20 protein-coding genes, 1 tRNA gene and 1 pseudogene are annotated in these 19,903 nt (G+C 69.3%); 9 read left to right on the forward strand and 13 right to left on the reverse strand.

Going from position 1 to position 19,903, the window contains the following annotated elements; genetic code table 11:
• Positions 1-24: 24 nt before the first annotated feature.
• The 5 genes from DFJ64_RS06970 to DFJ64_RS06990 all read right to left on the reverse strand — a co-directional run bounded on the left by DFJ64_RS06970 (position 25) and on the right by DFJ64_RS06990 (position 3,753).
• The gene (locus DFJ64_RS06970) at positions 25-321 is read right to left on the reverse strand and encodes a DUF1330 domain-containing protein (RefSeq protein WP_115849709.1); all 297 of its coding nucleotides are present in this window, start codon (positions 319-321) and stop codon (positions 25-27) included.
• Between the two features lie 107 nt (positions 322-428).
• Positions 429-1,376 (reverse strand): DUF5996 family protein, encoded by a 948-nt coding sequence (locus DFJ64_RS06975; RefSeq protein WP_115849710.1) that lies wholly within the window; start codon positions 1,374-1,376, stop codon positions 429-431.
• 118 nt (positions 1,377-1,494) lie between these two features.
• Positions 1,495-2,250 carry an SDR family oxidoreductase gene (locus DFJ64_RS06980; protein ID WP_115849711.1) on the reverse strand — a complete coding sequence of 252 codons (756 nt, stop codon included), beginning with the start codon at positions 2,248-2,250 and terminating at the stop codon, positions 1,495-1,497.
• A gap of 124 nt (positions 2,251-2,374) precedes the next feature.
• A complete protein-coding gene (locus DFJ64_RS06985; RefSeq protein WP_115849712.1) occupies positions 2,375-3,391 on the reverse strand; it encodes a M56 family metallopeptidase in 1,017 nt (338 codons plus the stop codon).
• The gene (locus tag DFJ64_RS06990; protein ID WP_115849713.1) at positions 3,388-3,753 is read right to left on the reverse strand and encodes a BlaI/MecI/CopY family transcriptional regulator; all 366 of its coding nucleotides are present in this window, start codon (positions 3,751-3,753) and stop codon (positions 3,388-3,390) included. The genes DFJ64_RS06985 and DFJ64_RS06990 overlap by 4 nt, the downstream gene beginning before the upstream one ends.
• Positions 3,754-3,973: 220 nt before the next feature.
• On the opposite strand from DFJ64_RS06990, the gene DFJ64_RS06995 reads away from it, so the two are divergent.
• The 3 genes from DFJ64_RS06995 (at position 3,974) to DFJ64_RS07005 (ending at position 6,244) form a co-directional block, all read left to right on the forward strand.
• On the forward strand, positions 3,974-4,684 hold the full coding sequence (locus tag DFJ64_RS06995) for a DsbA family protein (protein WP_115849714.1): 711 nt from the start codon (positions 3,974-3,976) through the stop codon (positions 4,682-4,684).
• Positions 4,681-5,541, forward strand: coding sequence for a cytochrome c biogenesis CcdA family protein (locus DFJ64_RS07000; RefSeq protein WP_115849715.1), 861 nt, complete (start codon positions 4,681-4,683; stop codon positions 5,539-5,541). The genes DFJ64_RS06995 and DFJ64_RS07000 overlap by 4 nt, the downstream gene beginning before the upstream one ends.
• A 103-nt stretch (positions 5,542-5,644) precedes the next feature.
• Positions 5,645-6,244: a cysteine hydrolase family protein gene (locus tag DFJ64_RS07005; RefSeq protein ID WP_115849716.1), complete on the forward strand. Its 600-nt coding sequence runs from the start codon at positions 5,645-5,647 to the stop codon at positions 6,242-6,244.
• A gap of 296 nt (positions 6,245-6,540) precedes the next feature.
• Here the strand turns inward: DFJ64_RS07005 and DFJ64_RS07010 are convergent.
• Positions 6,541-7,127: pseudogene (locus tag DFJ64_RS07010) on the reverse strand (dihydrofolate reductase family protein).
• Between the two features lie 308 nt (positions 7,128-7,435).
• Here DFJ64_RS07010 and DFJ64_RS07015 point away from each other — a divergent pair.
• Entirely contained in the window at positions 7,436-8,077 is a 642-nt protein-coding gene (locus tag DFJ64_RS07015; RefSeq protein ID WP_115849717.1) for a tetratricopeptide repeat protein, read from the forward strand.
• A 148-nt stretch (positions 8,078-8,225) separates the two neighbouring features.
• Here the strand turns inward: DFJ64_RS07015 and DFJ64_RS07020 are convergent, their stop codons facing one another.
• From DFJ64_RS07020 to DFJ64_RS07045, 5 genes are all read right to left on the reverse strand, one after another.
• Positions 8,226-8,990, reverse strand: a complete 765-nt coding sequence (locus tag DFJ64_RS07020; RefSeq protein ID WP_115849718.1) for an SDR family NAD(P)-dependent oxidoreductase — start codon at positions 8,988-8,990, stop codon at positions 8,226-8,228.
• 688 nt (positions 8,991-9,678) lie between these two features.
• On the reverse strand, positions 9,679-9,948 hold the full coding sequence (locus tag DFJ64_RS07030) for a hypothetical protein (RefSeq protein ID WP_115849720.1): 270 nt from the start codon (positions 9,946-9,948) through the stop codon (positions 9,679-9,681).
• 218 nt (positions 9,949-10,166) lie between these two features.
• Positions 10,167-10,242 (reverse strand) — tRNA-Thr (locus tag DFJ64_RS07035).
• A 64-nt stretch (positions 10,243-10,306) separates the two neighbouring features.
• Positions 10,307-11,233, reverse strand: a complete 927-nt coding sequence (locus DFJ64_RS07040; protein ID WP_115849721.1) for an NADP-dependent oxidoreductase — start codon at positions 11,231-11,233, stop codon at positions 10,307-10,309.
• 197 nt (positions 11,234-11,430) lie between these two features.
• Positions 11,431-12,465 carry a LacI family DNA-binding transcriptional regulator gene (locus DFJ64_RS07045; protein ID WP_245940995.1) on the reverse strand — a complete coding sequence of 345 codons (1,035 nt, stop codon included), beginning with the start codon at positions 12,463-12,465 and terminating at the stop codon, positions 11,431-11,433.
• Positions 12,466-12,841: 376 nt separating this feature from the next.
• On the opposite strand from DFJ64_RS07045, the gene DFJ64_RS07050 reads away from it, so the two are divergent.
• The 3 genes from DFJ64_RS07050 to DFJ64_RS07060 all read left to right on the forward strand — a co-directional run bounded on the left by DFJ64_RS07050 (position 12,842) and on the right by DFJ64_RS07060 (position 16,243).
• Complete coding sequence (locus DFJ64_RS07050; protein WP_115849723.1) at positions 12,842-13,930, forward strand: ABC transporter ATP-binding protein; 1,089 nt, start codon at positions 12,842-12,844, stop codon at positions 13,928-13,930.
• A 181-nt stretch (positions 13,931-14,111) separates the two neighbouring features.
• Positions 14,112-14,957 carry a sulfotransferase gene (locus tag DFJ64_RS07055; protein WP_115849724.1) on the forward strand — a complete coding sequence of 282 codons (846 nt, stop codon included), beginning with the start codon at positions 14,112-14,114 and terminating at the stop codon, positions 14,955-14,957.
• Positions 14,958-14,995: 38 nt separating this feature from the next.
• Entirely contained in the window at positions 14,996-16,243 is a 1,248-nt protein-coding gene (locus tag DFJ64_RS07060) for a DUF4032 domain-containing protein (RefSeq protein WP_115849725.1), read from the forward strand.
• Between the two features lie 13 nt (positions 16,244-16,256).
• On the opposite strand, the gene DFJ64_RS07065 is transcribed toward DFJ64_RS07060, so the two are convergent.
• Together DFJ64_RS07065 and DFJ64_RS07070 are read right to left on the reverse strand one after the other, a co-directional pair.
• Positions 16,257-16,892, reverse strand: a complete 636-nt coding sequence (locus DFJ64_RS07065; RefSeq protein WP_115849726.1) for a VldE C-terminal domain-containing protein — start codon at positions 16,890-16,892, stop codon at positions 16,257-16,259.
• A gap of 237 nt (positions 16,893-17,129) precedes the next feature.
• A complete protein-coding gene (locus DFJ64_RS07070) occupies positions 17,130-17,696 on the reverse strand; it encodes a VldE C-terminal domain-containing protein (RefSeq protein WP_115849727.1) in 567 nt (188 codons plus the stop codon).
• Positions 17,697-18,167: 471 nt separating this feature from the next.
• Between DFJ64_RS07070 and DFJ64_RS07075 the strand changes: the two genes are divergently transcribed.
• Together DFJ64_RS07075 and gap are read left to right on the forward strand one after the other, a co-directional pair.
• Positions 18,168-18,818: a TetR/AcrR family transcriptional regulator gene (locus tag DFJ64_RS07075; protein WP_115849728.1), complete on the forward strand. Its 651-nt coding sequence runs from the start codon at positions 18,168-18,170 to the stop codon at positions 18,816-18,818.
• Position 18,819: 1 nt separating this feature from the next.
• The gene (gap, locus tag DFJ64_RS07080) at positions 18,820-19,824 is read left to right on the forward strand and encodes a type I glyceraldehyde-3-phosphate dehydrogenase (protein ID WP_115849729.1); all 1,005 of its coding nucleotides are present in this window, start codon (positions 18,820-18,822) and stop codon (positions 19,822-19,824) included.
• Positions 19,825-19,903: the final 79 nt, after the last annotated feature.

The raw sequence follows: 19,903 nt of genomic DNA on the forward strand, positions 1-19,903 counted from the left end.
GGGCGGTCTCGCGTTCGGCGATGGCTAGAGCTCTGGCAGGCCTTCGACGAACATGAGGCGGCGCTCCAACGCGGTCGCGCGGAACCTGAGCGCCTCCGCGTAGGCCGGCGAGGCGTACCACTCGCGCAGGCGTTCCATCGACGGAAACTCGACGATCACGATCCGTCGTGAGGTGCCCTCGCCTTCGACCACGTCGGGGGCGGCGCCGCGGACCAGGTACCGTCCGCCGTACTGTTCGATCGACGCCGCCGCTCGTGCGCGATACTCGTCGGCGCCGCGCTCGTCAAGGATCTCCACTTCCGAGATGACGTACGCCGCCATGACGGCGGAGTCTATCGACGTGATCGCCGGGCGCCTTCCTCCCGCGTGCGGTCGGCTGCGGACGAAGCGAGCACTGACGTGACAAGGCGATAGGTCGCGCGGTCGTCTCAGCGTCCGCCAACGGCGGAACGCTCCGCCCACCGCTGCGGGTCGATCTCGAGCGCCGCGCGGTCCCACGTCCCCAGGTCGGCCGCGGCCGCGTAGGTGGACCGCAGGAAGCGCATGAGGACCTGGTCGGGATCGTCGGAGGTGCGCACCACCTCGTACGGCAGGACGAACTCGCCGAGCTCGCGGCTGTAGACCGCCTGCTCCGGCTCGACCGGGTAGTCGGCGAACCCCTCCGGTTCCGGATAGGCATAGGAGTAGAACGTCCCCTCGGAGCTCCCGCCCGGCCAGAAGCCACAGCTGCTCAGCTCGTGCGAGTAGCCCTCCTGCATCACGAAGGTGCCGACGTTCGGCGCGGAGCCCCGGTACGTCGGCGCGCGACGACCGGAAAACCGGGAGCACGCCAGGTCGAAAGCGCCCCAGAAGAAGTGCACAGGGCTGACCTTGCCGACGAACGAAGCCCGGAACTGGTGGAACACCCGGTCGGCCTGGACGAGCTGACGCCAGAACAGCCGGGCGGCCTCGCCGTCGTAGGCGCGGTGCCGGGTGTCCTCCGCGAACGGGATCGCCAGCTCCACCTCGTTGGGGTGGGGCTGGATCCGCGTGGGAATCCCCAGCTCGGCCAGGGCGTCCATGGTCTCGGCGTAGAAGGTGGCCACCGGCTTCGGCTCGAGCGCGATCTCGCGAAGACCCCCGTCCCCCGTCCGAATGCGGAGTTGGTGATCGATGAAGTCGAACTCGAGATCGAAGATCCGGTCACCATAGGGAATCGCCGAGGTGGTGAGCCCTCGAGCGCTGACGTAGAGCGGGACCTGCCACCAGTGGTTGACCATCGGAGCGTGCGCCAAGCGCACCTTGCCGACGATCTGCGTCCACATGTGCAGTGTGTCCCGAGTCGGCTCCCAGTCCGCCACTTTGAGCTGCGGCCAGCTCGCGTCGTGATGGGTCACGGCTCGCCTCCGTCAGGTACGACGCTGGCACGTGGTCCTTGATGTCGTACCCCGACAGGTGATCGACAGACGTCAGGAACGTCCGTGACCCTTGAGCCGCCACACGGCTCAAAGAGCGTCAGCGAGCCTCCGCCTCGCCGAGACGAGCGAGCCACTCGTCGAACGTGGTGGGGGCGATCTCCGCATCCGGGCCCGGGAGGAGCGCGTTCCCGGACATATCGAGGCCGAAGACCCCATCCCACGTGGGTACCAGCTTGATGGACTTGCCCATCGCCGCGTAGGTACGCCGCGCCATGTCAACGAGATCTTGCGTCTCCGGGCCAGCGACGTCTCGGTAGCGACCCTGCGGAGGACCGACCGCGATTCGGGCGAGGATGTCGGCCACGTCCTCGGGTGCGATCGGCTGCAGCAGGAGCGGGGCGATCGTGCTCACCCCGTCCACCTCGGTCCAGCTCGCGACCATGGCCCCGAAGTCGTGGAACTGCGTCGCCGGCACGATCGTGTACGGCACACCGCCCGTCTCGACAGCCACCTCCTGCGCGCGCTTCCCGGCGTAGTGAGCGTTGCCGATGACTCGATACAGGCACGCGATGGAGAGGAGGACGTGGTGCGTTGCCCCCACGTCGCGCTCGGCCTCGAGCAGACGGTTCGTCGCCGTGGTGAAGAAGCGAACGGTCTCCGTCGGTTGGCGTGCGGTGCAGTTGGTGACGTCGACGACCGTCTCGACGCCCTTGAGAACCGGCCGCAGGTCGTCGCTCAGGACGTCCACCCCATGGCTCCGGCTGATGGGGACGACCTCGTGCCCAGCCTTCTCCAAAGCCTGTGAGGTGAGGCGCCCGATGCGCCCCGTCGCCCCGACAACCGCGATCCGCATTGACCACCTCCGCCACCCTGGCACCAACCGCCGTTGACTGCACCGAGCCTGGCCATCGACCGAGACCCGCCTCCTTTATACGTGGCCGTACCGACAATCACCGCCGTGGTGATCGTGGTCCTCGTCACGTCGTGATGTGGTGGGCAGAGGACGACGGCTTCCCCCACGCTCGCTGTCCTTGGCACAGCGGCGTGGGATCGGCGGTGACGGCCGGTACGAGAAGGGCCGCGGCGGTCGCGAAGGCGAGGACAGGTGCCGTGATCGCCGCGGTGAGCGGCCAGCGCGTCGCCCGCTCTCTCGACGGAGGCTGGAGGAGCCGCCGGACTCGGTCCACGACGTCCGATCCAGTCACCGTCAGTGCGGCGTCAGGCGGGTAGGTCGTCGCTGACGTCGCCATCGTGACGAGGGCGGACGCGACCGTGTGTCTGCCGTGCCGTCGGCTGGCGTGGTCGTCGGCGAGCCATTCGAGCAGGCGCGCCAGCTCGTGTGGCATTCGCTGGAGAAGCGGGATGAACGGGAACGCCGCGGCCAGAATCGTTCCCCATGCCAGGACGACGTGGTGCCTGCCGCGAAGGTGGGCGTGCTCGTGGCCGAGGACCGCGTCGAGCTCGGGTGCTGAGAGCCGCGCCAAGGCGCCCGTCGTGAGCACGATCACCTGCCGACGTCCTGGCACGCAGTACGCCGCCGGCGTGGGACTTTCCAGGATCGAGATTCGTCGCCCACCCACGAACGCGGTCGCGGCCGGGCGACACACCTCGCGGTGATGCGCTCGTCGTTGTCGTCGGTCGAGGTACGCCTGTCGCGCGGCGACCCAGCAGAGGCGGACGACGATGGCGAAGGAGCCGAGCAGGGCGACGGCCGTCGGCACGTTCTCGGGTTGGCGCGCGTCGAGCATGGTGAGGACCGCGCGGAGGCAGGCGTGAACGAGCGCCGCCAGCCCGAGGCCGCCCGTGAGCTGCGCGGTGGCGGCCAGTCCGACGGCGAGGACAGCCGCGACCCACGAGGTGGGGACGGCCGTCCACAGGAGCAGGCCGGATCTCGGCGTGACACGCTGGCGGCGCTCACAGCCGCGCAACAGTCGCGGGCCGAGGACGGCGAACACCACGACGTAGCCGGCCAGGCCGACCAGGAGCGGCGTCATCGCTCCTCCCGCCGGGTGGCCTCGTCGAGCAGCTCCCGCAGCATCGCGGCTTCCTCGTCACTGATCTGATCGACGAACTTCAGGAAGGTCGCGCGCGGGCTCTTACTCGCCGCCAGGGCCTCCCGCATCACCGACGCGGCGTGATCGCTCGACGCGATGCGGGCTCGGTAGTGCCACACCCGCCCCAGTCGCCTTCTGGTGACCCACCCCTTGCGGTAAAGGTTCTCCAAGACAGTGGCGACCGTGGTGTAGGCGAGGTCCCGGTCACGCAGGTTGTCGAGCACCTGCCGCACCGTGAGGGCTTCGTCGGCCTCCCACAGCAGCGACATGACCTCGGACTCAAGCGGGCCGAGACTCCGCATCGAGTCATCCCCTTCTTCCCGCGGTCACGGTCGTCGCCGTCCCGCCTTTCCAGCACGAGGCAGCCACCACGGGACCCGTCTCGCGATGACGGGCCGGAGCGAGTCCGTCCCAGGAGCCCGGCCCGACTGGCGCTGCTCCTCGAGGACCCACTCTACTATGCGTCTTAGAACTACTACTAAGCTTCATAGAAGATTTGTCCGCGCGTCGAGAAGGGCAGGCATGTCACGGGAGGACCGCAGAGGATCGACCGCGCTGCTGGGGATCACGCTGGCGCTGACGGTCGTCCTGATCATCGTCTTGGCGTGGAAGACAGCAGGCGGCGGCTCGACCGAGGCGGCGACCGCTCGCCCCGGTCCGACGGCCGGGAGTGAGCTCGCCGAGAAGCTGCTGTCCTACCAACGACGCCTGCCCGATGACCCGCTCGCCATCGGACGCGCTGACGCTCCGGTCGTCCTCATCGCGTACGAGGACTTCCGCTGTCCGTACTGCGCGAAGTACGCCACCGACATCGAACCGCAGCTCATCGAGCGCTACGTCACCTCGGGTGTGCTGCGCATCGAGTGGCGTGACTTCCCGGTCCTGGGCGAGGAGTCGATGGAGCTCGCCAAAGCGGCCCGCGCCGCCGCGCGGCAAGGCAAGTTCTGGGAGTTCCACGACGCGGTGTACGCGATCGGCGCTTCGAAGCCCCGCTTCTCCGAGGAGCTCATTCAGGACCTCGCCCGCGAGGCGGGAGTCCCCGATCTGACGAGGTTCAACGCCGACCGAGCCGACCCGAGGATCGAGCGAGCGATCCGGGCTGACATGGCGGAAGGTCGCGAGCTCGGAGTGTTCAGCACACCCACGTTCTTCATCAACACCCAACCGATTCTCGGCGCCCAGCCGTTGGAGCGGTTCATGACGATCATCGAGGCGGAACGGGCCACGAGATGAACGTCGGCTACCTCGGCGCCTTCCTCGGCGGGGTGCTCGCGCTGGTGAGCCCTTGCTCGGCGCTGCTGGTGCCCGCGTTCTTCGCGTACGCGTTCGCCAACCGGGTGCGCCTCCTGCTCCGTACCGGCGTCTTCTACCTCGGGCTCGCGACAACGCTCGTGCCGATGGGAGTGGCCGCCGGCTCGGTCGGCGCTCTCCTCACCGCGCACCGCGACGTCGTGGTCTGGGTGGGCGGAGTGCTCATGATGGGTATGGGAGCAGCGCTCATCCTCGGGTTCGGGTTCGGCTCGACGGCCGCGCAACGCGTCAGTGGCCGGATCCGCGTCTCCTCCGCGCTGTCCGTCTATGTGCTGGGCGGCGTGTATGGCCTGGCGGGGTTCTGCGCCGGTCCCCTCCTGGGGAGTGTGCTGACGATGGCCATGACCGGGGCCAGCCCGGTCTACGGAGGCTCCTTGCTGGCGACCTACGCGCTCGGCATGGCGTTGCCGCTGTTTCTCATCGCGGCGCTGTGGGATCGGTTCGACCTGGGCCACCGCCGGTGGTTGCGAGGTCGACCACTGCGCCTCGGGCCGCTGCGGCCGCACAGCACCACCTTGGTCGCGGGACTCCTCTTCGTCGTGCTCGGCGTGGTGTTCCTCGCCACCGACGGAACCGGGTCCTTGGGCAGTCCTGTCAGTCTGGACACCCAGTTCGCCGTGCAGGCCTGGGTGCAAGAGACCGTCGCGGCGGTCTCGGACACGGTCGTGTTGATCGTCGTGGCGGCCACGTCCTGCGCCACTGTCGCATTGGTCGCCATACGTCGCGCCCTCCGCGATCGGAGACACCCGAAGACTCGGCAGAGTCCAACGCCACGGTGACGCGACGACCCACGCCGACCAGGACGTGTTCTCCGTCGACCTCGGTCGCCTCCAGCGTCACAGGTGAGCCTGGTCCGTCGGTGGCTGCTGGTGAACTGGGAGCGTGCGGCTGCTCAGCGTCGACTTCCAGCACGACTTCGTCTCGCCCGGGGGCGTCCACTACCGCGGCCAGCCCTGCGTCGAGTTCGTCCTGGACACGGTGGTGCCGTTCGCCCGCGAGCACGGCGTCGGGATCGCGGAGATCGTCTCCGACTACCGCGATCCGGGCGGCGACGACGTCCCTACCTGCGTGCCCGGCCGCTGGGGCTACGAGTCGGCGATCCCCGAGGACGTCAAGCCCGCGTCCCCCTGGGTGAAGGCGTCCGTCGCGCCGACGTGGGTGCGGGACGGCGGCGGACGAGCCGACGTGGTCCCCGGACCTCCACGACCTGACCCGGACGGGTTCACTGCCTGGCTCACCACGACGCTCGGTCCACCGGACCCCAAGGAGCCGGTCGTGCTCCTGGGGCTCGTGCTGGAGGTGTGCGTGCTGGCCACCCTCATCGAGCTCCGGCTGCGCGGCTACCTCGCGACGGTGCTGGTCGAAGGGGTCGACACCTACGACGGCGACCAGCGACGCAAGCGGGACTTCCTCGACACCCTCGCACCGTTCTGGGGGCGGCCGCTGACCTGGTCCGAGTGCGTGACCACGCTCGCGAGCTGAGCACGTGCGGTGACGCAAGCGCCACGGACTCCAACCCGCCGTACGTCGCGTGACGTGTGTCAGTCTCGGCCGCTGAAGACCCGCGTCAGCTCGTCGGTGTGGTCGGGGCGCGTCGTCCACGACGCGAGCGACGACCTGGTGTGGGTTGTCTTTGCCGGCGTGGAGATGTTCAGCCGCGCCTCCTACGTCGAGTCGCTCCGGAGGGGAGCAGTGGCTTCCAGTGGGACATGCGCGCCGCGAGGGTCACGCTGCCGCAAGTCGCTCACCCTCCCACCGCGTCAAGGCCCTGCGACCGCTCAGCTCCGGCGCACCCGATAGCGCAGGTGAAGCACCCGGTTGCCGCGGATCACCATGTCGGGATCCTCCAACAGGTGCTGCGCGTCGACGGACCCGAAGTAGCGCCTGCCAGACCCGAACACGACAGGTACGACGTCCATGCGCACCTCGTCGGCCAGTCCCGCGGCGAGCGCCTGGCCACCGACGTCGCCGGCCGCGACCTCGACCACGCGATCACCGGCGAGCTCCTGTGCCTTGGCGACGGCTGCCTCGACGCCGTTGACGAAGTGGAACGGCGCGTCGAGGTCCCAGCCCTCGGGCGGCGGTCGGTGCGTCACGACCACCACGTGGTCGACCCCCCGGAGGGAGGCACACCGTCCCAGCCATCCGTGAGGTCGAAGACGCGACGTCCGGCGACCGTGACTCCGATCTGGTCCCAGTACGCCCGGGTGTAGTCGTACGACGCCTGCGACGCCTTCAAGGCGCCGCTCTCGTCCAACGGCACGTCACCGTTGGTCAACCAGTCGAACAGCGGTCCGGGCTGGTCGTTCTCGTCCGCGATGAAGCCGTCGACCGACACCGAGGCGTACATGACCACTGTGCCCACGGGGCCTCCTCTCCGCTCGAGGTCGCCCCTCATGGTGGCGTGTCGCGGGACCGTCCAGATGGCGGACCTCATCGTCGTCGTCGCCGATGGCCGAGTCCGGGAGGTGGGGAGCCACCACGAGGATCCCCGGACATCGACGTCTTCCCACGCCTCAGCCGGGAAGCGCGGCCGACGGCGCACGCGACGGCTGCAACGATTGCGGGCGCGCGAGGCGGTCACCGGTAGTGGCGCGACTGACCTCGCCCGTCCGCTCGTAGCGCGGCGACAGAGGGAGACGTGCCGGTCGATCTCGTCGCTACGCTTCCAGCATGGCGGACGAACGACTGACCGCGGCGCGAGACCTCTACGAGAAGGCGGTCTTCTTCGCTGACACCGAGGCGTTGACGGCGGCCAACAACCAGCTGGACGAGGTGGAAGCCGATCTCGCCTTGGCACGGGGACGGCTCCTCCACGCGCGCTTCCTCGCCGATCGCGCCGAGGACCCGAACGAGCTCGTCCAGTTCGAACGCGCCGCGACGCTCTACGGTCGGTTGGGCAACACCCGAGGCGAGGCCGAGGCGTGCTTCTGGATCGGCGCCTTCCACCAGGTGGTCCGTCAGGACGGCGATGCCGCGCTCCCGTGGCTCCGCAAGGCGTACGAGCTTGCGGAGCGTGCGAACGATCCGCTGACTCTCTCGTACGCCGCACGGCACCTGGGATTCCACGCGATGGAGGCCGGCGACCTCACGACCGCGCGCGAGCTGCTTGAGGAGTCGCTCCAGCTGCGCCGCAAGCTCGACTTCCGCCCCGGTGTCGCGGCCGCCTTGCTCGCCCTGGCCGACGTGACGAGCCGGGTGGGCGAGAAGGAGAAGGCCCGTGAGCTCCTCGCCGAGGCGGAGGCTGAGGCGACGGCCAGCGGCGCGAAGGGTGTGCTGTCGTGGATCGAGCAGGCACGTGCCGACTTCTCGTAGACCTCTTGCTTCGTACCGCGGGAGCGTCACCTTCGTTCACGATTCGCCGACAGTCGCTGCCCCCACGGCCGTCCTGACGTAAGTGGCCTCCGCGTCGCGCCCTCGACTGCGTGCCGGTGGGAGCGACTATCGGGTGACCGATGCGCGATCAGATCTGGCTGAGGCCTCCGTCGACGAGGAGCTCGGCACCGGTCGTGAAGCGGCTGGCGTCGGTGGCGAGGAAGAGCACCGCGGCGGCCACCTCGTCCGGCTCTCCCATGCGACCCAGCGGGATGCGAGCCACCAGCTCCTCGTCGAACTTCGCCGCCTGGTCCTTGTCTCCGAGGAGGTCAGCGAGTCCAGGGGTGCGGGTCGGTCCCGGGGTGACCACGTTGACCCGGATTCCACGCGGAGCCAGCTCGACCGTCCACGCGCGAGCGAAGCTGCGGACGGCGGCCTTGGTGGCGTTGTAGACGCTGAACGCTGCGACGCCCTTGGCGGCGGCGATGGAGCTGGGGAGGATGACCGAGGCTCCCTCGGACAGCAGCGGGAGCGCCTTCTGCACCGTGAACAGCAGTCCTTTGACGTTGACGCCGACGATGCGGTCGACGTGCTCCTCGGTGACCTCCTCGAGCCGCGCCGTCCCGCTCACGCCGGCGTTGGCGAACAGCACGTCGAGGCGACCGGTCTCGTCCTTGACCCTCGCGTACAGCCGGTCCAGGTCGTCGAGCACCGACACGTCGCCTCGCACCGCGATGGCGCGCCCACCGTTGGCCTCCGCGTTGACCGCCTTCGCCGCGGTGTCCAGCTCGCCTTGCTGCCTGCCGGTGATGAACACGGTGGCTCCTTCGGCGGCGAACAGGCGCGCGGTCGCCGCCCCGATGCCCTCCGAAGCACCGGTCACGACGGCGCCCTTGCTCTGGAGCGCGCCCATAGGCGTCCCCTCCTTCTTCCCTCTCCCACGCTCACCCCGTTCCTCCGACCGATCCCTGAGCCTTTCGTCCTCGTAGGTCGAGGTCCAACGGTCGTTCGCGACCCGGGAGGTCGAACCACCTGTGGCGGCCCGCGAAGGCGGCCGTTCGAGCGACCAACGGGTGCGGTCTCTCCCACACACCCGGGAGCCAGAAACAGCGATGGAGCAGAAGCATCACCTCAGCACCGACCTGCTCCAGCTCGTCGCGCAGGTCGCGCGCCCACTCGGCGCCCACGCGACCATCCTGTGTCAGCAGGCCCGTGTCGCCACCGTGACGTCGTACTCCGCGACGATGATCGACGTGGTCGTGCCCGACAGCGCGCCTCGGCTCGACCTCGACGACGGCCCAATTCCGACACGGGCCCTCGTGGATCGAGAAGACGAGCTCACCGGTGAGATCGTGGTGTGGGTTCGCGCGGGTCGGCTGATCGGACTCGAGCAAGCCTGGTACACCGACGAGCCGCCGATCGCGTGGCCTCTGCCTGACGCGGTGAGAGTCACCGGAGCCACCGAGGGGACAGGCCCATTCCCGGGTGACCCACCTGCACTCCCGCACCACGCGATGACGCGGCGGGCAAGCGGCTTGCCCCTGACGTTCCTGTGGGTGGCTCGTCGCCGCTTCGGGTCGTCGGCCGTAGCCGCGCCATGGTCAGCGCCGCGGGGCAGCGGCGCGGAGATAGTCGAGGAAGTCGTCGATCACGTCGCCGGGCCCGGCACGGCCCTTCCCATCGCGCGCGAGGTGTCCCACGGCGGCGAGGTCCGCGGCACCGTGGGCCGTCGCGCGCAGGAGCGCGGCGAGCGCCGCGGATGCCGCGCTCGCCAGCTCCGACGAATCGATCGACCACGGCCCGAAGACGAACGTGAACCACGCAGGGTGCCGCTGGGCCCACTCGACGTAGCGGTGCAGGAGTACGCGCACGGGGGTCAGCGGTCAGTTCTTCGTCGAACGCCAGCCCGTCGCGACCGCGCCGCACACCACTGGCGTCGGGCGCTGCGAACGCCTGTGGACGATCAGCGCCAGGCTCGTCGGCCTCGAGCCCTGACCGCGTGACCTGGCCAGTGGGACCCCTCGGGCATCAGCACATTGCCGCAACACGATGCGCGGTGAACGAAAGCACCTTCGACCTGGCGGGTTGTTGGAGCCAGCGAGGGGACTCGAACCCCTAACCGCCCGATTACAAGTCGGGTGCGCTACCAATTGCGCCACGCTGGCGGAACACCACGCAAGCGTAGCGGCGGACGTTGGGGCCCGAAGGTCCGGGCGGGCCGCCACGCGCCTAGCCCGCCACCTCCACCACCACCTTGCCGCGGGTGTGGCCGCGTCGATTGTGCTCGAGCGCGGCCCTCGCCTCGGCCAGGGGGTAGGTGGCGTCCACCGTGATCTCCAGTCGCCCGGCCTCGACGAGGCGTACGAGCTCCCGCAGGTCGTCCGGGTCGGGACGAACGAAGTGGTACCTCGTCCCGGCCACGCCTGGCTCGACGATGCTGGCGACCCGGCCCGGCGACGACACCAGGTCGACGCTGGCCCGCAGCGTCTCGCCACCCACGAGGTCGAGGATCGCGCTCGGCCCCTCGGGAACCAGCGAACGCACCCGCTCCGCCAGCCCGTCGCCGTACTCCACCGGCTCGGCGCCGAGAGACCGCAGGTACTCGTGGTTGCGCTGGCTGGCCGTCCCGATCACCCGCGCCGCGCCCAGGGCCTTCGCGATCTGGACGGCGAGGGAGCCGACCCCACCGGCCGCCGCGTGCACGAGCACGACGTCCCCCGACGTGACGCCGAGGACGTGGCGGAGCGCCTGGTAGGCGGTGAGGCCCGCGAGCGGGAGACCGGCCGCCTGCGCCCACGTCACGTTCCGCGGCTTGGGCGCGAGCGTGCGCACCGGCGCGGCGACCAGCTCGGCGAAGGTGCCGCGCTGGATGTGGTCCTCCCGGACGTACCCGACGACCTCGTCGCCGGGCGCGAACTCCGACACGGCCGGACCGGTCCGCTCCACCACACCCGCGAGGTCCCAGCCGAGCACCACCGGGAAGTGCACCTCGAACCACGGGTCGAGGCCGCCTCCCACGATCTTCCAGTCCACCGGGTTGACGCCCGCGGCGCGGGTCCGGACGAGAACCTGGTCGGGTCCGAGCTTCGGCTCCGGGTGCTCGCCGTAGCGAACCCGGTCGAGCCCGCCGTACTCGTCGATCATCACCGCCTTCACGCGGCACATCCTGCCCCACCAGGGCCTGCCCGACACCGCGGCGGTGACCCGACACCGCGGCGGTGACCCGACACCGCCCGTCGACCGGGCCTGTCAGCCGACTGGGCCTGTCAGCCGACTGGGCCTGTCAGCCGACTGGGCCTGTCAGCCGACTGGGCCTGTCAGCCGGCACTGTCGGACCGAGCCTGCTGTGTGGCTCAGCGCTCCGGAGCCGCGCCCGTCGAGTTCCGCACGACCAGCTCCGGTCGGAAGAGGTACTCGGTGTTCGGCGAGCCGTGGCCGCTCACCGCGTCGATCAACGCGCGAACCGCCGCCTGCCCCATCGCGTGCACCGGCTGTCGCACCGTCGTCAGCGGCGGATCGGTGAACGCGATCAGCGGCGAGTCGTCGTACCCGACGACGGACACGTCACGCGGCACGTCCAGGCCACGTTGGCGCGCCGCGCGGATCGCGCCCAGCGCCATCAGGTCTGAGCCGCAGATGATGCCGGTGACCCCCTGGTCGAGCAGCCGCACCGCCGCCGCGTGACCGCCCTCGACCGAGAACAGCGACTGCTCGACGAGCCCGGTGACGTTCTTGGCCCGCAGCTCCGGGCTCTCCAGCTGGGCGGTGAACGCCGCGAGCTTCCGGCGCACGGGGACATACCGGTCGGGCCCGATGGCCAGACCCAGCCGCCGGTGCCCGAGGCTCGTGAGGTGGCTGACGGCGAGCTGGATCGCCACGGCGTCGTCGGTGGAGATGAACGGCGCCTCCACCGACTCGATGTACCCGTTCACGAAGACCACGGGCAGCCCACGTCCGGTGAGCTTCTGGTAGCGCGCGGCGTCGGTGGAGACGTCGGCGTGCAGACCGGACACGAAGATGATCCCGGAGACGCCGCGGTCGAGCAGCATCTCGACGTACTCGTCCTCGCCGACGCCGCCCGGGGTCTGCGTGCACAGCACCGGTGTGTAGCCGTGCTGGCCACAGGCGTTCTCGATGACTTGGGCGAACGCTGGAAAGATCGGATTGTCGAGCTCGGGGACGACCAGGCCGATGAGGCCCGCGCTGCGCTGCCGTAGTCGAGCGGGACGCTCGTAGCCGAGGACGTCGAGGGCGGTGAGCACCGCCTGAGTCGTGGTCTCACTGACGCCTGGACGCCCGTTGAGGACGCGCGACACGGTGGCCTCACTGACCCCGGCGTGCCGGGCGATGTCGACGAGCCGTGCCCTCTTGGCCGGGCTCGCCTCCATCATTCGTCCTCCTGGTGAGCCCATCCCCGGCCTCGTGCGCCGCGGGTCGGACCGGTGGTGCTGGAACATCCTGCCAAGGATTGTGCATCAGTCGCGCTCAGCATCGTCGCCGCTACGAAAAGCGCAGGTCACGTGCCGCCTCGAGGTCGACGCAACGGTCCGCAGCACCGTCCGACGCGGGGTGTGACGCGGCCAGTCCGGGCCAGGAGCGCGGCTGGATCGTGACACCACGCACGTCACCGTGTCACCATGAGCTGCCGCGTGCTTGCGTCAGACGGCGTGTACCCAGGGGACCAGCGCGTCGGCTGACGGAGCCGCCAAGCGCCCTTTGCTCGGATCGTCCGGCACGTTCCTGCCGGTGGAGGGATGGAGAGTCATGGCAACGGTCACCTATGACGGCGCGACCAGGATCTACCCGGGTACCGACAAGCCCGCCGTCGACAAGCTCGACCTGCACATCGAGGACGGGGAGTTCATGGTCCTCGTCGGACCGTCGGGATGCGGGAAGTCCACGTCCCTGCGGATGCTCGCGGGCCTCGAGGAGATCAACGAGGGGCGGGTGCTGATCGGTGACCGCGACGTGACGCACCTCCCTCCGAAGGACCGCGACATCGCGATGGTCTTCCAGAACTACGCGCTCTACCCGCACATGACCGTCGCAGAGAACATGGGCTTCGCCCTCAAGATGCAGGGTGTGCCCAAGGACCAGCGGATGAAGAAGGTCCGCGAGGCCGCCCAGCTGCTGGGCCTGGAGGACCTCCTCGACCGCAAGCCGAAGGCGCTGTCCGGTGGTCAGCGGCAGCGGGTCGCGATGGGTCGCGCGATCGTCCGGGAGCCCAAGGTCTTCCTCATGGACGAGCCGCTGTCCAACCTCGACGCCAAGCTGCGCGTCTCCACCCGTACCCAGATCGCCGCGCTGCAGCGTCGGCTGGGAGTCACCACGGTCTACGTCACCCACGACCAGACCGAGGCGATGACCATGGGTGACCGGGTCGCGGTCCTCAAGGACGGCGTGCTGCAGCAGCTCGACACCCCGCTCAACCTCTACGACAAGCCCGCCAACATCTTCGTCGCCGGCTTCATCGGCTCGCCGGCGATGAACCTGCTGGAGGGCAAGGTCACCGAGGCCGGGATCGACATCGGCGGCTACACCGTTCCGATCGAGGCCGCGGTCCGCACCAAGCTGGGCAGCGACACCACGGCTACCGTCGGAATCCGCCCGGAGGCGCTGCGCATCGTCGGCGCGGAGGAGAACGGCATCACGGTCGAGGTGGCGGTCGTCGAGGAGCTCGGCGCCGACGCCTTCCTGTACGGCCTGCTGGGCAGCGGCGACGAGCAGAAGGAGATCATCGCTCGGATCGACGCTCGTCGCCCGCCGGAGAAGGGTGTCAAGGTCAAGCTGGCTGCCGACCCGGACCGGATCCACATCTTCTCGACGACCACGGGAGAGCGCGTCAGCTCCTAAAGACGCAGACCGGACTGGGCGTGGGGTGACGACCCGCTCGAACCCCACTCCAACGTCGAACCGTGGGGCCACCGGTCACGTCCGGTGGCCCCACGGTTTTCCGGTCACGCTCCGCGAGTTCCGACGCTGGTCACCTCGCAGTCCACCGATGGATGCGTGACGCCTCCTACGCTGCTCTCACATGACGAGAAGGCTCCTGGCGAGGGTCGCCCGAAGCCTCCCCTACGTGCGACGCGTCCTCGAGCACCGCGATCGGGCGGTCGCGCAGAACCATCGACTCCGCGAGCAGGTCGACCTCCTCACCAAACAACGCGACGCCGCGCAGCGGGAAGCCGACAAGCTCGCCTTGGGATTGGTGCCCTCGCACGCCGCGGAACCGCTCGACGACCTCCAGGTGCTGTTCATCGTGACGTATGGGCGGTCCGGCTCCACCCTGCTCATGAGCCTGCTCGATTCCCTGCCCGGCTACGTCATCCGCGGTGAGAACGCGGGCGTTCTCTACCACCTGTACGAGTTCCATGCCAAGGCGCTGAGCGCCCGCGACAAGTGGGCCAAGGACAAGCCGCTGCCTCCCCAGCATCCGTGGTACGGGATCGACGACTACCCGCAGTCCCTCGCCCTCGCGCGCATGCGTCAACTGGTCGTCGACACCATCTTCCGCCCGGAACCCGACACCCGGGTCACCGGCATGAAGGAGATTCGCTGGTGGATGCCCAACATCCCGGCCTACCTGGACTTCCTCGAGACGCTGTTTCCACGCGCGCGGTTCCTCCTCAACACCCGGAACCTCAAGGACGTCGCGCGCAGCCGCTGGTACGCCAAGAACCCTGACGCGCTGGCCCACCTGACCGACTTGGAGGCCCGCCTGACCAGCGCGGTGGCGAGTCGTGGCGACCGCGGCTACCACATCCATTACGACGACTACATCCGGGATCCCACGGTGCTCCGCGGGTTGTTCGAGTGGCTCGGCGAGGAGTACGAACCGGATCGGGTGGCGCGAATCCTGGCGACGAAGCACTCCTTTTGATCACCACTCATCGTCGACGAAGGCCTACCCTCGCTCGTATGCCACGGTTCGTCTCGGTCCCCGCCGACGCCGGACTCCTCGCGCTCGAGTGGAACCGGCCACTCGCCGAGTGGTCGTCGAAGCACCTCGTCGCGCTACCGCGCGGTATCTCCCGTCACGTCGTGCGCTTCGTGCGGCTCAACGGCCAGGTGTACGCGCTGAAGGAGGCACCCGAGCGTTACGTCCTCCGGGAGGCGAATCTCCTTCGTGAGCTGCAGCGCCTCGACGTCCCGGCGGTCGAACCGGTCGGCGTCGTGCTCGACCGGTACACCGAGGACCGGGAGCCGCTCGACCCCATCCTGCTCACCCGCCACCTGTCGTACTCGCTGCCCTACCGCGCGGTGTTCTCCCGCACGCTGCGTTCGGAGACGGTCGTCCGGCTGGTCGACGCGCTCGCGGCGCTCCTGGTCCGCCTCCACCTCGCGGGGTTCTTCTGGGGCGACTGCTCGCTGTCGAACACGTTGTTCCGCCGCGACGCTGGAGCGTTCGCCGCGTACCTCGTCGACGCCGAGACTGGCGAGCTGCACGACGAGCTGTCCCCTGGGCAGCGCGCGTACGACTTGGACATCGCCCACACGAACATCTTCGGCGAGCTCCTCGACCTCCAGGCCGGCGGCTACTTGTCCGAAGACACCGACCTGCTCGATCTCGCCGACACCGTCGTGGACCGGTACCAGCGACTGTGGGCGGAGCTGACCGAGCCGGAGGAGTTCGACGAGAACGAGCTGTACCGGCTCGAACGCCGCATCAAGCGGCTCAACGACCTGGGTTTCGACGTCGCCGAGCTCGACATCCACACCGACATCGACGGCCAGCACATTCGGATCCAGCCGAAGGTGGTCGACGCGGGACACCACAGTCGGCGGCTGCTCCGGCTCACCGGCCTGGACGTCGAGGAGAACCAGGCCCGCCGGCTCCTCAACGACCTCGACACCTTCCGCGCCGCGACGCAGCAGCAGTACGAGGACGAGGAGATCGTCGCCCACCAGTGGCTCACCGAGGTCTTCGAACCCGTGATCCAGGCCGTGCCGGCCGAGCTGCGCGGCAAGCTCCCGGCCGCCGAGATCTTCCACGAGGTCCTCGAGCACCGCTGGTACCGGTCGGAGGAGGCTGGGCATGAGATTCCGCTGGTCGAGGCCGCGCGCTCGTACGCCGCGACGGTGCTCCGCCACCGCCCGGACGAGCGGGAGCGCCTCCCCTCCGCTGACGAGATGGACTCCCTCGTCGACTCCGACCTGGACGCCTGACCTCGACACCCGCTCACGGGTCCGTCGCCGGTGGTCGCGACGCGGACATCGCCGCCGGGCCGGCCGTCCACCACGTCGTGCGGCGCAGCGCGCCGTCCCAGCTGAAGCTGAGGTGGATGTGGTCGGTGTGGGGATTCGGCGTCCCTGAGTAGGGCTGCCATCCTCGGTACGCCTCGTAGGACCGCCAGATGTGGTGGTTCCAGATGATGTACATGACGCCGAGCCGCCGGGCCATCGCGTGCTCGTTGCCGTACTGGTCGGTGGCGAGCAACCAGCCGAGGAAGTCCTCGGCGAGTCGGCGGTCTCGTTCCGAGTGCGCGTCGAACGCGATGTCCAACGCCCGTCCGTCATGGTGCTCACTCGGTCGCGCCGTGCCACACCCGCTGGCGATGCCGGTCCACCGTGGCCCGTAGACCACGAGGACGAGGTCGCGGACGTCCACCACCCCGGATCGGGGTGTGGGGTCGCACACCCGTTGCCCCTCATAGGCGGCGTAGGGGTCGATGGACGGTCCGAAGTCGGCCGGCACGACCGTGGGCTCGGGCGGGTCCGCGACAGCGGCCCCCGCCGGCCCGAATGCCAGCGCCCCGAGTGTCAGCGCCACGGTCACGAGCAGGGCACACGCCCACGACCGACCAGGCGAGCTCACACCCTCAGGGTGACCGACGTTCGGCGGGCCCCGCCGCCGGCGGGGGTACTGCGCGCCACCGCCGACCGACCACGACGAAGGCAGCCGGAGGGCCCGTTTCCCGTGACTGACGGCGCGTCGCGACCAGGGCCCGTTCCACCGGACTTGTCCCCACCGAGGCGGCACCCGGGCCCGCCGGTGACGACCGCGAGCCACCGCCCGCTGCTCGTCACGGGTTCGGTCCCGCGCCGGGATCGCTCAATAGAAGACTTGACGAGTCCACCAGCTCGTTCGGCGCATCGCGCCCCGCCAGCTGAAGCTGATGTGGATGTGGTCGGTGTGCGGGTTGGAGCCGGTGTACCACTGCCAACCGTCGTTCGGCCGATAAGCCCGCCACATCTTGTGATTCCAGATGATGTACATGATGCCGAACCGGCGAGCGAACGCGTGGCGGTTGCCGTGCGGATCGGGCTTCAGCAGCCAGTAGAGGAAGTCATTGGCGAGTTTGCGTTGCGTGTCGTTGAGCGCGTTGAAGGAGATGTCGAGAGCGCGCCCTTCCTTGTGCTCGGAGACACTGCTGCCCGTGCAGCTACGCGCGATACTCCACGACCGCTGACCGTAGGTCTGGAAGACGATGTCCCGTAGGTCTAGCGGGCCGGGCTTGTTCGTCATGCTGCACGTGGTCTGCGGTTCGTAGACCGCGTACGCGTCGATGGCCTTCGGGAACGCGGGTGACGGCGGCATGACGCGCGCTTGCGCCCGGTACTTCTCGCCCCCGTCGTCCGCCCAGGCCGGAACGATTCCCGCGTGTGCAGCGACACCCACGAGGGCAACTCCGAACAGATGTCTTCGACCCAATCGAGAATGCCGGATGTCGATGCGCTTTTGTTGATTCATAGCTCCAGGCTGTGCGCCGAAGGAGCAATCGTGCCTCCGTCCGAAGCCTCTTCCTTACGTCACCAAAGGCCCGGTTAGCTTCATCGACGCCCCTCATCTGGGATCGCGATTTTTGTCCGACCTTCCACGGGTCCACCGCCTCGCCTCCAACGCGCCGCGGCTCGTTCGACGAACCGGGGAACGGCGCACCACCCGTCCCGGCGGACACGTCCCGTCGTTCCGGTGTGCTCGCGTCCTCACGTCGACTCGAGCGAGGCCCGAATGGATTCCAGCGCGGCGATGAACGTTCCGGGTCGGGGACGGAGGAGGCTCCGCGGGTCTCGCTCACGCTGAGCAGCAGGAGGAAGCCCGGCCAGGCGCCCACCCATGTCTGTACCTATAGGTAGGTACACTGCTGTCATGGATTCCCGAGAGCGCCTCGTCCAGGCCATGAGCGAGCTGCTGTGGGAGCGCGGCTACGCCGACACCAGCCCGCGGGAGGTTCGACAGCGGTCAGGCGTCGGCCAAGGCAGCATGTACCACCACTTCCCCACCAAACGGGACCTGGCGCTGGCAGCGTTGGAGCGCAACATCGCCGACCTGGCGTCGGCGTCCGCCGAGCTCGACGGGCCGGGTGACCCGCTGAGCCGGGTCGAGGCTCACCTCATGCGCCCCCGGGACGCGCTCAAGGGCTGCAAGGTCGGCCGAATGACCCAAGACCCGCAGGTTCGGGAGGATCCCGAGCTGCTGGCCTTGGTGGCGAGAGCGTTCGCCGAAGCCCACAGCCGATGGGCACGGGCGTTGCGTGAGGCGGTCGACGCCGGTCAGTTTCGGGACGACGTCGACCCCGAGCGGCTCGCCTACACCTTGATGGCCGTCCTCCAAGGCGGCTACGTGCTGGCGATCGCGCAGCAGGACCCAGGCCCGTTCGAGGAGGCCCGTCGCGGCGCGCTCGACCTCCTGCGCGCCGCCACCCGGCCCGCCACGACGACGACCCACGGCGGCCGGCCCGGAGCCGACTCGACGCGAGCCGGCCCGGCCCCAACCAGTCCGACACGAAAGAGCGAATGACATGACAGTACGCATCGGCATCAACGGATTCGGCCGGATCGGACGCAGCTTCCTGCGCGCCGCCCTGGCCAGCGGAGCGGACGTCGAGGTGGTCGCCGTCAATGACCTGGCCGACGCGCGCACGCTCGCGACGCTGCTCGAATGGGACTCGGTGTCCGGCCACCTGGAGGGCATCGAGTTCGACGACGCCGCGATCAGCGTGCACGGGCGGACGATCACCGTCTTCGGTGAGCGCGACCCCGCCAGCATTCCGTGGGGTGACGTCGGCGCCGACGTGGTGCTCGAAGCCACCGGCCGGTTCACCGACGCCGACGCCGCCCAAGCCCACCTCACGGGCGGCGCGCGCAAGGTGCTGATCTCCGCCCCAGCCAAGGGCGACGTGCCGACCTTCGTGCTCGGCGTCAACGATGACCGGCTCGACCCGGAGGCTCACGACATCTTCTCCAACGGGTCGTGCACGACGAACTCCCTCGCCCCGCTGGCCAAGGTTCTCCACGACGCCTTCGGCATCGAGTCGGGGTTGATGACGACGGTGCACGCCTACACCAACGACCAGCGACTCCACGACGCGCCGCACTCCGACCTGCGCCGGGCCAGGGCCGCCGCCCTCTCGATCATTCCTGCGTCCTCAGGGGCGGCGAGGGCGATCGGCAAGGTGTTGCCGGAGCTCGACGGCCGGCTGACCGGGGCGGCCCTTCGAGTGCCGGTTCCCGTCGGGTCGATCACCGACCTGACCGTCGTCCTGGAACGCAGCGTCACCGTCGACGAGGTCAACGCGGCCTTCCGGGAGGCGGCGTCCTCCCCGAGGTTGCGGCGTTACCTGCAATACTCCGAAGCCCCGCTGGTGTCCTCCGACATCGTCGGCAATCCGCACTCGTCCATCTACGACGCCCCGTTGACCCAGGCCGTCGGTCGGCAGGTCAAGGTGCACGGCTGGTACGACAACGAGTGGGGGTTCTCCAACCGCTTGGTGGAGTTCTGCGAGCGCCTCGGCGCGGCGCTCTGACCATCTCCACTCCAGCCTCCACTCCAGCCTCCACTCCAGCCTCCACTCGAGCTCCAGCCGAGCTCGACGACAGAGGCCC

The organism is Thermasporomyces composti (assembly GCF_003386795.1).
GTDB lineage: Bacteria > Actinomycetota > Actinomycetes > Propionibacteriales > Actinopolymorphaceae > Thermasporomyces > Thermasporomyces composti.